The sequence below is a fragment of the Pseudomonas sp. BF-R-19 genome (assembly GCF_019956445.1).
GTDB lineage: Bacteria > Pseudomonadota > Gammaproteobacteria > Pseudomonadales > Pseudomonadaceae > Aquipseudomonas > Aquipseudomonas fluorescens_BH.
Map to the genome: position 1 here is coordinate 109367 of NZ_JAHBDN010000059.1, position 16997 is coordinate 126363.

The 16997-nt window shown below is 60.2% G+C and carries 17 protein-coding genes; 2 read left to right on the forward strand and 15 right to left on the reverse strand.

What is annotated here, in order from left to right; translation table 11 throughout:
* Positions 1 to 87: 87 nt before the first annotated feature.
* From KGB28_RS16640 to KGB28_RS16675, 8 genes are all read right to left on the reverse strand, one after another.
* On the reverse strand, positions 88 to 342 hold the full coding sequence (locus KGB28_RS16640) for a YkgJ family cysteine cluster protein (protein WP_046037440.1): 255 nt from the start codon (positions 340 to 342) through the stop codon (positions 88 to 90).
* Positions 343 to 508: 166 nt separating this feature from the next.
* Positions 509 to 988 carry a translation initiation factor 2 gene (locus KGB28_RS16645; protein ID WP_150753967.1) on the reverse strand — a complete coding sequence of 160 codons (480 nt, stop codon included), beginning with the start codon at positions 986 to 988 and terminating at the stop codon, positions 509 to 511.
* An 80-nt stretch (positions 989 to 1068) separates the two neighbouring features.
* Positions 1069 to 2508, reverse strand: coding sequence for a PLP-dependent aminotransferase family protein (locus tag KGB28_RS16650; protein WP_150726214.1), 1440 nt, complete (start codon positions 2506 to 2508; stop codon positions 1069 to 1071).
* A gap of 200 nt (positions 2509 to 2708) precedes the next feature.
* On the reverse strand, positions 2709 to 3521 hold the full coding sequence (locus tag KGB28_RS16655) for an OmpA family protein (protein WP_057713742.1): 813 nt from the start codon (positions 3519 to 3521) through the stop codon (positions 2709 to 2711).
* Positions 3518 to 3874 (reverse strand): DUF4398 domain-containing protein, encoded by a 357-nt coding sequence (locus KGB28_RS16660; protein ID WP_150753968.1) that lies wholly within the window; start codon positions 3872 to 3874, stop codon positions 3518 to 3520. The genes KGB28_RS16655 and KGB28_RS16660 overlap by 4 nt, the downstream gene beginning before the upstream one ends.
* 9 nt (positions 3875 to 3883) lie before the next feature.
* Positions 3884 to 4723, reverse strand: a complete 840-nt coding sequence (locus KGB28_RS16665) for a substrate-binding periplasmic protein (protein ID WP_150753969.1) — start codon at positions 4721 to 4723, stop codon at positions 3884 to 3886.
* Between the two features lie 187 nt (positions 4724 to 4910).
* Positions 4911 to 5840 carry an electron transfer flavoprotein subunit alpha/FixB family protein gene (locus tag KGB28_RS16670; RefSeq protein ID WP_150753970.1) on the reverse strand — a complete coding sequence of 310 codons (930 nt, stop codon included), beginning with the start codon at positions 5838 to 5840 and terminating at the stop codon, positions 4911 to 4913.
* A gap of 2 nt (positions 5841 to 5842) precedes the next feature.
* Complete coding sequence (locus tag KGB28_RS16675) at positions 5843 to 6592, reverse strand: electron transfer flavoprotein subunit beta/FixA family protein (protein WP_150753971.1); 750 nt, start codon at positions 6590 to 6592, stop codon at positions 5843 to 5845.
* Positions 6593 to 7140: 548 nt separating this feature from the next.
* On the opposite strand from KGB28_RS16675, the gene KGB28_RS16680 reads away from it, so the two are divergent.
* Entirely contained in the window at positions 7141 to 8805 is a 1665-nt protein-coding gene (locus tag KGB28_RS16680; protein ID WP_150753972.1) for an electron transfer flavoprotein-ubiquinone oxidoreductase, read from the forward strand.
* A gap of 198 nt (positions 8806 to 9003) precedes the next feature.
* On the opposite strand, the gene KGB28_RS16685 is transcribed toward KGB28_RS16680, so the two are convergent.
* Positions 9004 to 9894 carry an AraC family transcriptional regulator gene (locus tag KGB28_RS16685; RefSeq protein ID WP_150753973.1) on the reverse strand — a complete coding sequence of 297 codons (891 nt, stop codon included), beginning with the start codon at positions 9892 to 9894 and terminating at the stop codon, positions 9004 to 9006.
* 190 nt (positions 9895 to 10084) lie between these two features.
* On the opposite strand from KGB28_RS16685, the gene KGB28_RS16690 reads away from it, so the two are divergent.
* Positions 10085 to 11137 carry an NAD(P)-dependent alcohol dehydrogenase gene (locus KGB28_RS16690; RefSeq protein ID WP_150753974.1) on the forward strand — a complete coding sequence of 351 codons (1053 nt, stop codon included), beginning with the start codon at positions 10085 to 10087 and terminating at the stop codon, positions 11135 to 11137.
* On the opposite strand, the gene KGB28_RS16695 is transcribed toward KGB28_RS16690, so the two are convergent.
* From KGB28_RS16695 to KGB28_RS16720, 6 genes are all read right to left on the reverse strand, one after another.
* Positions 11134 to 11937, reverse strand: coding sequence for an IclR family transcriptional regulator (locus tag KGB28_RS16695; RefSeq protein WP_150753975.1), 804 nt, complete (start codon positions 11935 to 11937; stop codon positions 11134 to 11136). The genes KGB28_RS16690 and KGB28_RS16695 overlap by 4 nt on opposite strands.
* Before the next feature lie 60 nt (positions 11938 to 11997).
* On the reverse strand, positions 11998 to 13308 hold the full coding sequence (locus tag KGB28_RS16700; protein WP_150753976.1) for an MFS transporter: 1311 nt from the start codon (positions 13306 to 13308) through the stop codon (positions 11998 to 12000).
* A gap of 190 nt (positions 13309 to 13498) precedes the next feature.
* On the reverse strand, positions 13499 to 14647 hold the full coding sequence (gene dgoD / locus KGB28_RS16705) for a galactonate dehydratase (RefSeq protein ID WP_150753977.1): 1149 nt from the start codon (positions 14645 to 14647) through the stop codon (positions 13499 to 13501).
* A 48-nt stretch (positions 14648 to 14695) separates the two neighbouring features.
* Positions 14696 to 15316 carry a 2-dehydro-3-deoxy-6-phosphogalactonate aldolase gene (locus KGB28_RS16710; protein ID WP_150753978.1) on the reverse strand — a complete coding sequence of 207 codons (621 nt, stop codon included), beginning with the start codon at positions 15314 to 15316 and terminating at the stop codon, positions 14696 to 14698.
* A gap of 19 nt (positions 15317 to 15335) precedes the next feature.
* On the reverse strand, positions 15336 to 16328 hold the full coding sequence (locus KGB28_RS16715) for a 2-dehydro-3-deoxygalactonokinase (RefSeq protein ID WP_150753979.1): 993 nt from the start codon (positions 16326 to 16328) through the stop codon (positions 15336 to 15338).
* Between the two features lie 145 nt (positions 16329 to 16473).
* Positions 16474 to 16956, reverse strand: coding sequence for a GNAT family N-acetyltransferase (locus KGB28_RS16720; protein WP_150726203.1), 483 nt, complete (start codon positions 16954 to 16956; stop codon positions 16474 to 16476).
* Positions 16957 to 16997: the final 41 nt, after the last annotated feature.

Below are 16997 nucleotides of genomic sequence, written 5' to 3' on the forward strand. Positions count from 1 at the left end.
CCTTATTGTTGAAGTTCCATTCGTTGGGCTTGCACCTCCGATCACCTTCAGGTTTTTCGGAGGTGATCGGAGGTGCAAGCCCACACATCACGCCGCCGTCATTTGCTCCCACCAGCCAATCAACCGGATGGCTTCTTCGCTGCTGCTTCCGCACACCTCGGGGTCGGCCTCGAAGGCAGAACACACCGCCGGCCGTTCTGGCTGGCCGAAAATACTGCACAGGTTATCGGAGGAAAGTTGCAGGCAACGCTGGCCCGCGGCCTTGCCGTTGGGCATACCGGGAATCGGTGAACTGATGGAAGGGGCAATGCAACAAGCGCCACAGCCCTCACGGCATTTCATGACGACAAGCTCCTCGCGACGAGCAGTGTGTTAAAGGACGGGGCACAGAGTACCCGCTAAAACAGTTGTTTTAAATTACCTGCGAGCGGGTTTTTCAGCTCGACCGAGCATGACCGACCAGTCTCCGACAAAGCGTCTGGTCTGCGGCTCGCGGATCGGGATGAGATTACTGTTTGAACTCGAAATCCAGTGCCGCGCCTTCGACCTCGTGGCGCTCTTCATTTCGCAGTTGCAGCTGCATTTCATTGCTGAGCAGGCGGCCGTTGAGCTGGAACGGACTGCTGCCGCTTTTGTCACCGAACATCTGGGGTAACAACGGTTCACGCCTGGTCAACGGCACCGTACCGACAGGCTTCAGCTCCTGAACCATGTCCCGGGGCAAACTCAAGTCCAGATTGGCAGATGGAAGCTCAGTCTTTACCACCTCGCTGGCCGGTTTCGATTTGGAGGCAATGGGCGCACGCTTTTTCACGGACGCAGCCTGCTTACTGGTCGCCGAGGCTTTTTTCGCAGGTGCGGTTTCTATCGGTGCGACTTGGAAACTGCCGGTAGTCTGATCCTGCTCGGTAGCCGCCATGACGGATGCCGGCTGAATACTCGCAATCAGGCAGAGCAAAAGCCAGGCGGCAGGAAAAGTCGGTTTCATGTATCCCACGGTGGGTGCAAACGGCAGAGATGCATATGCTCGCCTGTTGCAGCCCACATGACAAGCGCAGCAGCAGCCTGTTACAAACCGCTAGCCATCTCCTGGCAGAGTTGGGTGGCCAGCATGCCCAGGGTCATCAAAGCGCGCTCGGCTTCACGGTTCCACGGGATGCCGCAGTTGAGCCGGATACAGTGATTGAATTGCTCGGTATTACTGAAGATCAGTCCCGGCGCAATACTGATGCCCTGCTGCAACGCCCGCACGTGCAACTCTTGGGTGTTGACCCGCCCCGGCAGACTGACCCACAGAATGAAGCCACCGGTAGGCCGGGTCATCTGCGTGCCTTCCGGGAAATACTGCTGAACGGCCAGCTGGAAGGCACTGAGGTTTTTCCGGTACTCCTGACGGATAAAGCGCAAATGCCGGTCGTACCCGCCATTTTCCAGGTACGCGGCAATGCCCATCTGGGTCACGCTGCACGCGGAATGCGTGCTGAAGGTCTGCAGGCGCTGGATTTCCTGCTGGTACTTGCCGGCAATCATCCAGCCGATCCGCACGCCAGGCGACAGGGTCTTGGAGAAGCTCGAACAATAGATCACCCGATCCAGCCGATCGTAGGCCTTGAGGGACTTGGTGCGCCCCTGCTCGAACATCAGCTCACCGTAGATATCGTCTTCGACAACCTGGATGTCGAAGTCCGACGCCAGGCGCAGCAATTGTTTCTGCCGCTCCTCCGGCATGGTGCCGCCCAATGGATTGCTCAGTCGGGTGGTCAGCACCAACGCCTTGATCGACCATTGGTTGGCCGCCAGTTGCAGGGCTTCCAGGCTCATGCCGGTAGCAGGATCGCTGGGGATCTCGATGACCTTCAGGCCCAGCAGATCGGCCAGTTGCAGCAAGCCGTAATAGGTCGGCGACTCGGCCGCGATCAGATCGCCCGGACGGGTCAGCACACGCAAGGACATCTGCAGCGCATCGACGCAACCGTGGGTGATCACCACTTCCGACGGATCGACCACCACGCCGGCATCACGCATGCGGATCGCCACCTGTCGGCGCAACGGCTCGAAACCGGGGCTGAACATGTAGCTGAAGGCCCGCGGGCTATGGAAACGGGTGACTTTGGCCAATTGCTGATGCAGTGCCCGCACCGGCAAATAGTCGACACTCGGCACCGCAGCGCCCAGCGGGAAGACACCTTCACGACGGGACTCGACCAGAACTTGCTGAATGATGCTGCTGCGGGTAACCAGGCCGGGGCGCTCGACCCGGGCGATGTCCGGCGTCGGTGCAGTGAGTGCCGGTGTCTGGTGCACGTAGTAACCCGACTGCGGCCGGGCGCGGATCAGCCCCTGATCCTCGAGATTGGCATACGCCTGCAACACCGTCGCATGGCTGACATTGAGCTGCGAGCTCATCTTGCGTACCGAAGGCACGCGCTCTCCCGGCTGATAGACCCCACGGCGGATGTCTTCGGCCAGTTGTTGAGCAATACGTTGATAGAGCAAAAGGTTGGTCATGACGCAGCACTCGATTTCACGGGCATTTTATTCTTGTGTGAAACAATACCGGAACAGTTTAGAAGTGTACGGGGACAGTTGCCACAATAGTCGACCGTACAGTGCAGTGTCAGCAAAATCTGTACTGTTTTGTGCGGTAATCGGCAGGCATAAAAAACCCGGCGCTGCATGGCAGGCCGGGCTTTCCAGCGACGCAACCCTTAGCGGGCAGCGCCGAGCTGGCCCTTTTCGTCGGAAAACACAATTTCCACCCGACGATTCTGCGCCCGGCCCCGTTCCGACGCATTCGCGTCCACCGGATACTCGTCGCCATAACCCTCGACCTGAATGCGCTTGTCGTCGATACCCAGGTCCATCAGCACGTCAGCCACCGATTGTGCGCGGTCGCGGGACAGCTTGAGGTTTTCCTGCTTGCCCCCGGTACTGTCCGTATAACCTTCGATCCGCACCACACGCTTGGGGTTGAGTTGCAGGAACTGCACGATCTTCAACACCACGCGGTTGGCCGACGGCTTCAATTCCGCTTCGCCCGTGTCGAACAGCATGTCGCCCAAGGTCATCACCAACCCGCGGTCGGTCTGGCTGGTGGTCAATGCGAGGATCTGCTCCTCGAGCCATTTGCCTTGCTGCTGCACGCTGAACAGTTTGGATTCACGCAGTGCCAGTTGCAGACGCTGCCGTTCCAGTTCGAGTTTCGCCGCTTGCTCTTCGTTGAGCACCTGATTGGTATGTTCCCGGGCAATGGCGCTATAGCGCTGGCTCAGGTAAGCGTAATGCACCACGTCCGAACCGCTGCCCCAATAGCTGGACAGGCGATCGGCACGGGCCAGGGACTCACCGGCGCGAATCACGTCCTTGGGGGCGATTCGCAGCACATTGGAGTCTTCCTTGACCTTCTGAAAGTCAGCACCGGCCTGCTGCAACGCGGACTCGCTGTGCTGGCTGGCGCAGCCAAAGAGGCTCGCGCAGCCTGCCAGGATCAAACCGCCGAGGGCTTTGCTCTTGAGGCTCATTCGGCATCTCCCAGTTGCTTGCGCAGGCGGGCAATGCGGGTGTTGAGCACGTTCAACTGTTCCTCGCTCTTGGCCGTCAACACCTTGGCTTCAGCCAGACGCGCATCGAGTTCGGCCTGTTCGGCCCGCATGCGTGCGTTTTTGAAGGATTGATCGGTCATGTTGCCCTTGGCGCGGTTGAACTTGTCTTCGGCCAGTTTCATTTCCGGCACATCGTCTGCCGTAGCGCCCACGGCCTTGGCCTGTTCGAGTGCCTGTTCGGTCAGGCGAATCTGTTCATTCGGCGCAGGATCGGTTGCACAACCCGCCAGGGCGACAAAGGCCACGGCAGCGAAAAGAGGTCGAATACTCACTGAAAATCCTTACTGTTTTGGGGTACTGACGGGTTGTTGCGGGGGGCTTGGCTGTGGTTGTGAGCGTTGTGCTTTCCATCGCTCGATATTGCGCATCAGCACGGCCTCCGTCAGTCCGGACGCGGGCAATTCTGTCATCTTTTTGGCCAACTGTCCGCGCAACCATGGATCGTTGCAGGCAGAGTCATGGGAAATCACCAGGTACAGGCCAGGCTTGTCGACCGGTTGCGAGCGCGCGACCAGATCAGCGGCCATGCCTAGTGTCTGTGCGGTCGCCATGCCCGAGTAACGCCCTGCCAGTACAAATTCGACCTCGCCCAACAGCAGCTTCTGAAAGGCCTGGGTCAGGTTGGACGTGCGCGTGAGGCTCAGTTGCTGTCCGGCAAAGTTGCTGAATTGCGCGGTCAATCGGGCCTTTTCCGACACAGCACCGGGATGGCCGTGCAGGTCCTGCGCTTCGTTGTAGACCAGCGCCGAGTCCTTGCGAGTCCAGACCAGATAGTCGTTTTCCAGCAAGGGTGGATGGATGTAGTCCAGGGTTTCCAGCTCGCTGACGGCCAACGTCGCGTCCGCCAGCATGTCCATGCGCCCGCTGCGCACTTCGTCCAGGGCCTGGGCGCGTTTGCCGGCATAAAGCAGTTCGACCTTGAGCCCCAACTCCCCCGCCACTTGCTGCAGTAAATCGGCGCTGGCACCGATCAGGTATTTGGGGTTCTGCGGGTCTTGCCACAGGTACGGTGGCGCATCCGGGCTGCCGGTGACCACCAGGCGTTCGCATTTGCCTGCGGCGACAGACAGCGCCGGCAATAACGTCAATCCCAGCAAGCTCCACACAAGTCGCTGATCCATGGCAATTCACTCCACTTGGATGTAACACCTGTAGGAGCGAGCTCGCTCGCGATGGTCGTTAACGATGACGTGTTCATTCTGGATAAACGCGGCGCCCTTGAACCCATCGCGAGCAAGCTCGCTCCTACAAAAAGGCAAAAAAAAGCCCGACCAAAAGGCCGGGCTCTTTATAAGTGAAGCAGCCGGATTAGACCAGCTTCTCCAGCTCAGGGATGGCTTCGAACAGGTCCGCCACCAGGCCGTAATCGGCCACCTGGAAGATCGGCGCTTCTTCGTCCTTGTTGATCGCAACGATCACTTTGGAGTCTTTCATGCCGGCCAGGTGCTGGATCGCGCCGGAGATACCGACGGCGATGTACAGCTGTGGAGCAACGATCTTGCCGGTCTGACCGACCTGCATGTCGTTCGGAACAAAACCTGCGTCGACCGCGGCGCGCGATGCTCCGACGGCAGCGCCCAGCTTGTCGGCCAGGGCGTACAGGTGTTTGAAGTTGTCACCGTTCTGCATGCCGCGGCCGCCGGAAACGACGATCTTGGCAGCAGTCAGTTCCGGACGATCGGACTTGGCCAGTTCTTCGCCAACGAAGCTGGAGATGCCAGCGTCGTGGGCAGCAGCAAAGGCTTCAACGGCAGCGGAGCCACCTTCAGCGGCAACCGGATCGAAACCGGTGGCACGCACGGTGATCACCTTGACCGCAGCGTTCGATTGAACGGTAGCGATGGCGTTACCGGCGTAGATCGGACGCTTGAAAGTGTCAGCGCTTTCTACCGAGATGATCTCGGAGATCTGGTCAACGTCCAGGGCTGCGGCAACGCGCGGCAGGATGTTTTTGCCGTTGGAAGTAGCGGCAGCCAGGATGTGGCTGTAGCCCTTGCCCAGCTCAGCTACCAGCGGAGCAACGTTTTCCGGCAACTGGTGAGCGTAGGCGGCGTTGTCGGCCACCAGCACTTTAGCCACGCCAGCGACTTTCGCAGCGGCTTCAGCCACGGCGCCAACGCCCTGACCTGCAACCAGTACGTGCACGTCGCCGCCGATTTTAACAGCAGCGGCCACGGTGTTCAGCGTGGCCGGGGCCACTGCTTTGCCGTCGTGTTCAGCGATTACCAAGATAGTCATGATTAGATTACCTTCGCTTCGTTTTTCAGTTTCTCGACCAGTTCAGCCACCGACTTGACCTTGATACCCGCGCTGCGTGCAGCCGGCGCTTCGACTTTCAGGGTCTTGTTGGTGGAGGCGGTGGAAACGCCCAAAGCATCCGGAGTCAGCACTTCGAGAGGCTTCTTCTTGGCTTTCATGATGTTTGGCAGAGACGCGTAGCGCGGCTCGTTCAAACGCAGGTCGGTGGTGACGATGGCCGGCAGTTTCAGGGAAACCGTCTGCGCGCCGCCGTCGACTTCACGGGTGACAGCTACGCTGTCGCCGCTGATTTCGACTTTGGACGCGAACGTGCCCTGACCGTAGCCGCTCAATGCAGCAAGCATCTGGCCAGTCTGGTTGTTGTCGCTGTCGATGGCCTGTTTGCCAAGGATCACCAGCTGAGGCTGTTCCTTGTCGACAACAGCTTTCAACAGTTTGGCAACAGCCAGGGACGTCAGGTCTTCGGCGGACTCGACGAGGATGGCGCGGTCGGCACCCAGAGCCAGCGCGGTGCGCAGTTGCTCTTGAGCGGTGGACGGGCCTACGGAGACGACGACGATTTCAGTCGCAACACCCTTCTCTTTCAGGCGTACGGCTTCTTCCACGGCGATTTCGCAGAACGGGTTCATCGACATCTTGACGTTGGCAAGATCGACGCCGGAATTGTCCGCCTTGACGCGAACCTTGACGTTGTAATCCACAACGCGTTTGACAGCTACAAGAACCTTCATGGATTCCTCGTTACTCTCCGGTGAAAAGAAAGTCGCCTAGGCGAACCTGGCGGTTGATGCTCATCGGGCGCAAGGGCACCTCAAAAAACGCCGGCAAAGCTGTCAAGTGACCATCGCTCATGATCTGGATGACCGTTCGTCAGTGGTGACTGACGAGTCATTCAACATCGCGGCGTGTAAACTGCGTATCAAACCCGCGCAGCGCATCACTCTCTACTGCCATCGCCCTGTCTTTAGAGGTGCTCTTGAAACCAACAGTCAGCCTACGGCGAGCGCAAAACCGCCCGTATCTTGACCGGAACGCCTATTCCGGTCAATACGCCAAAATGGCCGTTCATAAGGCGCGTGACTTTGATTTCTCTGGCTTTGAGCCAATTCAAACAAACGTTTGTATTGGACGCTGAGAGTGGTGTAGATATAATGCGCCACACAAAGAGAAAGGTGGTCAATCGATTGTCCGCTCCCGGCGCTGTTCCGGGATTCATGGATGCGACACCCGACTTCCAAATTAGAAAAAAAACTGTTGAGCCTTGAGTAGGAGATAACCTGTGGAACGCGAATACATGGAATTCGACGTGGTCATCGTCGGTGCCGGCCCCGCTGGTCTTTCCGCCGCCTGCCGCTTGAAGCAGAAGGCCGCCGAAGCCGGTAAGGAAATCAGCGTCTGCGTGGTCGAAAAAGGCTCCGAAGTCGGTGCTCACATTCTGTCCGGTGCCGTATTCGAACCTCGGGCTCTGAACGAACTGTTCCCGAACTGGAAAGAACTCGGCGCGCCGCTGAACACGCCGGTGACCCGCGACGATATCTTCGTGCTCAAGAACGCTGAAAGCGCGCAGAAAATTCCAGACTTCTTTGTGCCCAAGACCATGCACAACGAAGGCAACTACATCATCTCCCTGGGCAACCTGTGCCGCTGGCTGGCCCAGCAGGCCGAGAACCTGGGCGTGGAAATCTACCCGGGCTTCGCCGCTCAGGAAGCGCTGATCGACGAAAACGGCGTAGTTCGCGGGATCATCACCGGTGACCTCGGCGTCGACCGCGAAGGCAACCCGAAGGAAGGCCTGTACACCCCGGGCATGGAACTGCGTGGCAAGTACACGCTGTTCGCCGAAGGTTGCCGTGGCCACATCGGCAAGCAGCTGATCAAGCGTTTCAACCTGGACACTGACGCTGATGCCCAGCACTACGGCATCGGCCTGAAAGAAATCTGGGAAGTCGACCCGGCCAAGCACCAGCCTGGCCTGGTGGTGCACACCGCCGGTTGGCCGATGGACATCATGGGAACCGAGAACACCGGCGGCTCGTTCCTCTATCACCTGGAAAACAACCAGGTCGTGGTTGGCCTGATCGTCGACCTGTCCTACAGCAACACCTACCTGTCGCCGTTCGACGAGTTCCAGCGCCTCAAGCATCACCCGGTGCTTGCTCAGTACCTGGAAGGCGGCAAGCGCATCAGCTACGGCGCACGTGCCATCAGCAAGGGCGGCCTGAACTCGCTGCCGAAAATGGTGTTCAAGGGTGGCGCGCTGATCGGTTGCGACCTCGGCACCCTGAACTTCGCCAAGATCAAAGGCAGCCACACCGCGATGAAGTCCGGCATGCTCGCCGCTGAATCCGTGGCTGAAGCCCTGTTCGCCGAGAAGGATGGCACCGAAGAGCTGACCACCTACGTCGACGCGTTCAAGAAGAGCTGGCTCTACGAAGAACTGTTCGCCAGCCGCAACTTCGGCCCGGCGATCCACAAGTTCGGCGCCATCGTCGGTGGCGGTTTCAACTGGCTCGACCAGAACATCTTCGGCGGCAAACTGCCGTTCACCTTGCACGACACCAAGCCGGATTACGCTTGCCTCAAGCTCGCGGCCGACTGCAAGAAGATCGACTACCCGAAACCGGACGGCAAGCTCAGCTTCGACAAACTCAGCTCGGTGTTCATCTCCGGTACCAACCACGAAGAAGAACAGCCGTGTCACCTGAAGCTGACCGATCCAAGCATCCCGATCAGCAAGAACCTGCCGCTGTACGATGAGCCGGCACAACGTTACTGCCCGGCTGGCGTGTATGAAGTGATCACCATGGAAGATGGCGAGAGACGCTTCCAGATCAACGCCCAGAACTGCGTTCACTGCAAGACCTGCGACATCAAGGACCCTGCACAGAACATCACCTGGGTGACGCCTGAAGGCTCTGGCGGCCCGACTTACCCGAACATGTAAGCCGAACCGCTGAACATCAAGGCTCCCGAAACGGGGGCCTTTTTGTTGCCTGCGATTCAAGCCACAACACCGTCCCCTGTGGGAGCGGGCTTGCTCGCGAATACGGTTGATCCTTCACCATTTATATTGACTGACACACCGCTTTCGCGAGCAAGTCGGATCGCCGCACCGCCGCCCCCACAGGGGATTTTCGGTGGATCAGGCTGCGCGTTCGTCTCCCGGATTACGCTCGAAGTACCGCTTGTACTCGCGACTGAACTGCGACGTGCTCTGATACCCTACCCGATGCGCCACCTGCGCCACACCCAATCCCTCGCCCAGCAACAACTGCTGCGCTCTGAGCAGACGCAATCGCTTCAGATACTGCACCGGCGACAACAAGGTGCTGCGCTTGAAATGCTCGTGAAAGGTCGACGCACTCATGTTCGCGCAACTGGCCAGGGTCTCGACGTTCAGCGGTTCGGCAAAATGCGCATGCAGATGACTGAGGGATGCCGCGATCCGGGCGAATTGCCCCTGCTGCTCAACCAGCGCCCGCAACACATCGGCTTGCGGACCACGCAATGCGACGAACAGCAATTCGCGCAAGCGCGCTTGCCCCATGATCTGGCATTCCAGCGGATCGTGCAGGCAACGCAGCAGCCGCTCAACACAACCGCGCATGGCGTCATCGAGCACTGCCGAGGTCATGGACTCAGGCGTTTGCGCCGGAATATGCCGCCCTGGCGCCAGGCCCATCGCCAACACCAGTTCGCCCAGCATCACCCGGTCAATCGCGACGGAAACACCCAGCATCGGCCCGTCCGGCGCGGCAAAGGTTTCACACTCGAACGGCACCGGCAGCGCCTGAATCAGGTAGTGCCCTGCGCCATATTCCAGGGTGCGCGGCCCCAGGTACGCCAGTTTGCTGCCCTGGGCGATGATCACCAGGCTCGGCTCATAGATCTGCGGCCCACGGGCCACATCGCAACTGGCCCGCAGAACCTGCACGCCCGGCAAGGCAGTCGGGACAAAACCGTCGCGAGTGGACAGCGGTTCGATCAGCGAAACCAGGGTGGCATTGGCATCAAGGTGACGGGTCAGCAACATCGGAGCTCTTCACAAAAAAATCACGGAAAAAGGGACAAAAGCATCATCGCAGATCCGCTGGCCAATGCGACGGCTCACACCCGCATGCCGGAGGAATAGGCATGACACCCGGAGGAATCGCCATGGCCGGTACAGGGTTCGGCGCCCAGAATGCGCCACCTCACCCGTCACCGCTCTTGCGAGGTTCACCATGTACACCGCCATCGGATACGCCGCCCAGTCGGCCACCACTCCCCTCGCCCCCGTGAAATTCGAACGTCGCAGCCCAAGGCCTGACGACGTTGCCATCGAGATTCTCTACTGCGGCGTCTGCCATTCCGACATCCATCAGGCTCGCAACGAGTGGGGCATTGCCGTTTACCCGCTGATGCCCGGCCACGAAATCGTAGGCAAAGTTACTGCCGTCGGTGCGAATGTCACCCAACACAAAGTCGGCGACTTGGTCGGTGTTGGCTGCATGGTCGACTCGTGCCGCAGCTGCGAAGCCTGCCAGGCCAACCTGGAGCAATACTGCCTCGAAGGCCCAACCTTGACCTACGCCACCCCGGACCGGATCGATGGCAGCAACACCATGGGTGGCTACTCCGACAGCATCGTGGTCAGCGAGCACTTCGTGGTGCGCATTCCCGAGTCACTGGACCCGGCCAACGCCGCGCCAATCCTGTGCGCCGGCATCACCACCTACTCGCCGCTCAAGCACTACGGCGTGAAGGCCGGTGACAAGGTCGGAATTCTCGGCATGGGTGGCCTGGGCCACATGGGCATCAAGTTCGCCAAGGCCATGGGCGCTGAAGTGACGCTGTTCACCCGTTCGGCAAGCAAGGCCGAAGAAGCTCGCCGCCAGGGCGCGGACCATGTGATCGTGTCCACCGATGACGCGCAGATGCAGGCTGCCGCCGGTCACTTCGACTTCCTGCTCGACACCATTCCGGTGCAGCACGACCTCAACCCTTACCTCGATACGCTGCGATTCGACGGCGTGCATATTCTGGTGGGGTTGATCGAACCGGTGGAGCCGCCGGTACATGCCGCCAAACTGGTGTTGGGGCGTCGTGTGCTCGCCGGCTCGCTGATCGGCGGCATCACCGAAACCCAGGAAGTGCTGGATTTCTGCGCCGAGCACAACATCACCTGCGACATCGAAATGCTCGACATCCGCCAGATCAACGAGGCTTACGCCCGCATGATCGCCGGTGACGTGAAGTACCGCTTCGTCATCGACATGGCGACCCTCAAGGTTTAAACCTTGAGGCCCAGCTCCGCCGACAGCCGGGCCGTGACCCCTTTGATCAGGGGAATCAGCTCGGCCATTTTTTCCAGCGGCATGTACGGCACGGTACTGGCGATGCTGATGCCGGCGACGATGCGCTTGCTGGCATCGCGAATCGGCGCCGCCACGCAGCGGATCGACGGTTCGTTGTCTTCCAGGTCGAAGGCGTAGCCGCCGGCCACGTACTCGGCCATGCGCTGCTCGAACTGCTCCCAGGACTGCTCAGGGTGCTGCGGCCAGAACTGGTTTTTCCCACCCACCGGCAGGCTGACTTCGTACAGGCGCTGCCACTCTTGCGGCGAATCATCGAGCATCAGCGCCTTGCCGATCCCGGTGCGCGCCAACGGCATGCGATGGCCGACCCGCGAACGCATTTCCGGGCCATTGCGCCCCGGATTCTTGTGCAGGTACAGCACTTCGTCGCCTTCACGAATCGCCAGGTGAATGGTGTCGCCGGTCAACGCCGACAACTCATCCAGATACGGCCCGGCCAGGGTCACCAATGGCAACTCTTCACGGGCCTGAAAGCCCAGTTCGATCAGCTTCGGCCCCAGCAGATAACCGATTTGTGGCACCACCCGCAGATAACGCTCGTCCACCAGGCAACTGGCCAGGCGATGGGTGGTGCTGCGCGTGGTGCCGATCAGCCGGGCGATTTCCTTGAGATCGCGGGCGCCGCTGGCCACGGCATGAACCACACCCAACCCGCGAAGCAGGGTCTGGGTGCCGGTCGGCGCGGCATCCTTGGCGATTTTTGGGGCGTCTTCCTGCATATCCAGCCTTTACCGTTGAGCGAGTGAACGGGCGGCATTATGGTCGCCCGGACGCCACGACTACAACTTGATACGCTCGACCTTGCCCACCAGCAAGATGTAGGAAAGTGCACCGATCAACGCCAGCACCGAAATGTAGGTGATCGCCGGGGCAAAAGAATCACCCGTCGCGAGGAAGCCGATCACGATAGGCGTGGCAATCGCCGACAGGTTGCCGATGAAGTTGAACACCCCGCCGGTCAGCCCGAGCAAGCGCGCCGGAGCCAAGGTCGACACCAGCGACCAGGTGATCGAAGCCAGGCCATTGCCGAAGAATGCCAGCGCGAGGAAGGCAATCACTAGCGGCGTCGACTCGACAAAGTTGGCGCCGATGATCGAGGTGGAAATCAGCAGACCGCTGATGATCGGCAACTTGCGGGCGAAGCCTACCGTGTACCCGCGACGGATCAAAAAGTCCGAGAAGAAACCGGAACACAGTACGCCGACAAAGGCCGCGAGAAACGGCAGCGACGCCAACAGGCCGGACTTGATGAAGTCCATGCCGCGGTACTTCACCAGGTACGTCGGGAACCAGGTGAGAAAGAACCACAGCGTCGAGTTGAGGCAGAACTGCCCGAGGTAGATACCCCAGAGCTTGCGTTTGGTCAGGACGATGCCCAGGTCGGTCCAGCTGAATTTGGCTTTGACCTTGGCTTGTTCGGCCTGGATGTCCACCAGCCCACCGCCCTCGCGAATCAGATCAATCTCTGCGTCATTGGCACCTTTGAAATCCCGTGGTTCGCGATACACCGCGTACCAGATCACCGCCCACACAATGCCCACCGCGCCGGTGGTGACGAACACCATGTGCCAGCCGAATTCGTGCTGCAGCCAGGCCAGCACCGGCGTCAGGAAGGCCAGGCCGACGAACTGCCCGGAGGTGTAGAAACCGATGGCCGTGGCGCGCTCGCGCTCGGGGAACCAGGTGGTGACCACGCGGCTGTTGATCGGATACGCCGGTGCTTCCAGCGCACCGACCGCCATGCGCAACACGAACAGCGCGATGAAGCTGCTGACGAAGCCGAGCATCACGGTGGCCACCGACCACAGCAGCAAGGCGACGCTGTACAGAATCCGTGGCGGCACGCGGTCCACCAGCCAGCCGCCGGGGATTTGCATGGCGGCGTAGGTCCAGCCGAACGCGGAGAAGATCAGGCCGACGTGGATCGGGTCGATGCCCAGGTCGCTGGTCAATGCCGGGGCGGCAATCGACAGGTTGCTGCGGTCCAGGTAGTTGATCACCACGGTGATGAACAACAGCACCATGATGAAAAAACGCTTGCGGCTGGGCGTCACCAACGACGCCTGCCCGGTGAGGGTTTGCGGTTGCATGAGGGGTGCCTCTTCTTATGGTTATTGAGGTCGAAAACAGGGTTAACGCAGATCTCACTGTGCATGGAGATCAAACTGTGGGAGCGAGCTTGCTCGCGATGGCGGAGTGTCAGTCAGCATCAATGTTGGCTGTGAAATCGCTATCGCGAGCAAGCTCGCTCCCACAGGGGTTCAGTGGTGTGTCAGGCACTCACCACTCGGCAAAACTGCCATCGGCATGGCGCCAGATCGGGTTGCGCCAGCGGTGGCCGATGGCGGCGCGTTCGATCACGTACTCCTCGTTGATCTCGATGCCCAGGCCCGGGCCGTTCGGGATTTTCACGAAGCCTTTGTCGTAGTCGAACACCCGTGGATCTTTGATGTAGTCGAGCAGGTCATTGCTCTCGTTGTAGTGGATGCCCAGGCTCTGTTCCTGGATGAACGCGTTGTAGCAAACCGCGTCCAGTTGCAGGCAAGCCGCCAGGGCAATCGGACCCAGCGGGCAATGCAGCGCCAGCGCCACGTCGTAGGCTTCGGCCATGTTGGCGATCTTGCGGGTTTCGGTAATGCCGCCGGCGTGGGACGCATCTGGCTGGATGATGTCGACATAACCTTCGCTGAGCACGCGCTTGAAATCCCAGCGCGAGAACAGGCGCTCGCCCAAGGCAATCGGCGTACTGGTGAGCGGCGCCAGCTCTTTAAGCGCTTCGTAGTTTTCGCTCAGCACCGGCTCTTCGATGAACATCAGCTTGTACGGGGCAAGCTCCTTCATCAGCACCTTGGCCATGGGCTTGTGCACCCGGCCATGGAAGTCGACACCAATGCCGACGTTCGGGCCGACGGCATCGCGCACGGCGGCGACGTTGGCCAGGGCCTGGTCGACCTTGTCGAAGGTATCGAGGAATTGCAGTTCTTCGGTGCCGTTCATTTTTACCGCGGTGAAACCACGCTCGACCGCTTCTTTCGCCGCACGCGCGGTGTCCGCCGGACGGTCGCCGCCGATCCACGAATACACACGAATCTTGTCCCGCACCTGACCGCCCAGCAGGTCGCTGACCGACACACCCAGCGCCTTGCCCTTGATGTCCCACAAGGCCTGGTCGATACCGGCCAGGGCGCTCATGTGGATCGCGCCGCCACGGTAGAAGCCGCCGCGATAGAGCACAGTCCAGATGTCTTCGATGTTGCGTGGGTCCTTGCCGATCAGGTAGTCGGACAATTCTTCAACGGCAGCGGCAACGGTGTGGGCGCGGCCTTCGACCACGGGCTCGCCCCAACCGGTCACGCCCTCGTCGGTTTCGACCTTGAGGAAGCACCAGCGCGGCGGAACGATGAAGGTGGTCAGTTTGGTGATTTTCATCTTTTGGCTCTCTTATTAGATGCAGCGCGCTCGGCGCTCAAAGAAGTCTTAGCGAAGGGCTTTCCAGGCAACGACGTAGGCCTTGGCATTGGCCGCCACTTGCGCAGGCGTCATGCCCGGTTTGAACAGGCCGGAACCGAGGCCGAAACCTTTGACGCCGGCATCGATGAACGACTGCATGTTGTCTGGCGTGATCCCGCCGACCGGCGCCAGAAGGGTTCCGGCAGGCAATACGGCGAGCCAGGCCTTGACGACTGCCGGGCCCATCTGCTCGGCCGGGAACAGCTTCAGCACATCCGCGCCTTCAGCCAGTGCCGCGAAGGCTTCGGTCGGCGTGGCGACACCCGGCGACAGGTACAGGCCCGCCGCTTTCGCCGCGCGCAAGACCTTCGGATCGCTATGGGGCATGACGATCACCTGGCCACCCGCGGCTTTCACTTGCTCGACCTGCTCCGGCGTCAACACCGTGCCGGCACCGATCAGGCAATCGGCGGGCAAGGTACTGCGCAGGATGCGGATACTTTCGTACGGCTCAGGGGAATTGAGCGGCACTTCGATGACGCGAAATCCGGCGGTGTACAGGACTTCGCCGATGGCCGCTGCTTCCTGCGGGCGCAGGCCACGCAGGATCGCGATCAGGCCGTTTTGCGCCAGGGCTTGTTTGAGCATGTCAGGACTCCAGTCAGGTTTAACGGGATGCGGTGCACGTGACCAGGCCGGCAGCCAGTGCCAGTTGCCACAATCCGCGTTCGGTGGCCTGTTCGGCCAGGATCACCCGGGCAAAACCGCAGGCGTGGAGCGCACGGCTGTAGCGGGCACAGAGTTGGGTGTTGCCGATGAGGATGATCGAAGGCAGATGCACACTGTTGCGCCGGCGCCGCTGAACGCTGGCCAGGGCCGACAGTTCATGGCCTATCAGCAGGCCTGACAGATAATCCGCTTGCGCCGCAGCGCTTAGTTCACCAGCCAGCCCGAGACTGCGGGCACTGAACATCGTCGACAGCGGACCGATTTCACCGTCCGCCGACAACGCGACCTTCACGCCGCGATCAAACGCATCGCCATCGAAAGACCCGCCACATTGTTGGGTGCGTCCGAGAATGCTGTGTTGACTGAGCACAGCGAAGACTTCGCCGGTCATGAAAGTGTCGAAGTGCATGATGCAGCCGTCGGCCACTTCCACCCATTTCGAATGGCTGCCCGGCAGGCCGATCAGCAGATCAGCGCCCGCCTCGCTCGCAAGGTATTGCAGCACGCCGAGCACCTGGGTTTCTTCGCCGCGCATCACGTTCGGCAAAGGCGAACGCTCAATGACGCCGGGCACGATGTGTACATCAACGCCGCGCAGGCTGCGCACGGTTTGCAAGGAAGTACCGAGCGTGGCGACGTTCGCCGGCGTGTCGCGGTAGGCCGCTTCGCTCCAGCCCTGGGCACTGCCAACCATGCCGCAGGCAATCACCGGCAAGTCCGGCTGGACGTCGAGCCAGTTGCCGCAAGCCTCATCGAAGGCCAGTTCGAAACCATCGGCGCATTCCCGGCCGCCAATGATTCGCGGCGCTTTCGGCAGCTGCATGATCCCCGACGACAGCGAACGCTGTTCGAGCACTTGGCCGCCTTCAGCCAGTTTGTAAGCACGTAATGAGGTTGTCCCCCAGTCGAGCGCGATCAATTGCGCCTGCATCGCTTCACCTGTTTTGGTTTTTGGCAGTGAGTGAGCGGGACTATAAACCTGAGACGGGATAAATCTCAATATATAAATATCAATCCCATATTATGATATTAGGCAAAAAAATCGCAGCCCGAAGACTGCGATCTTTTAAGAAGTTTCAGTTACCCGAAGCAAAATCCCGCAACACCGCCCCATCCATCCGATAGCGCACCCACTCCTCCTGCGGCTGCGCGCCCAGGGATTTGTAGAAGTCGATGGCCGGCGTATTCCACTCCAGCACGCTCCACTCAAACCGCCCGCAATCATTGGCGCAGGCGATTTTCGCCAGGTGCCGCAGCAGGGTCTTGCCCGCACCGCCGCCGCGCTGTTCCGGGGTGATGTAGAGGTCTTCGAGGTACAGGCAGTTGCTGCCAAGCCAGGTGGAATAGCTGAAGAAAAACACCGCGAAACCGATGGGTGCACCGTCGCGCAGGCAGATCAGGCCATGGGCGGTGGCGCCTTCGCTGAACAGGCTGCGTTCGATATCGGCAACGCTGGCGATGACTTCATGGCGGGCACGTTCGTAGTCGGCCAGTTCAGTGATGAACGCGAGGATTTGCGGTGCGTCACTGGGGGTCGCCGGGCGGATTTCGATCGTCATGGACGTGCCTTGTCAAAAGTGGAAAACGCCATACTAAGTCG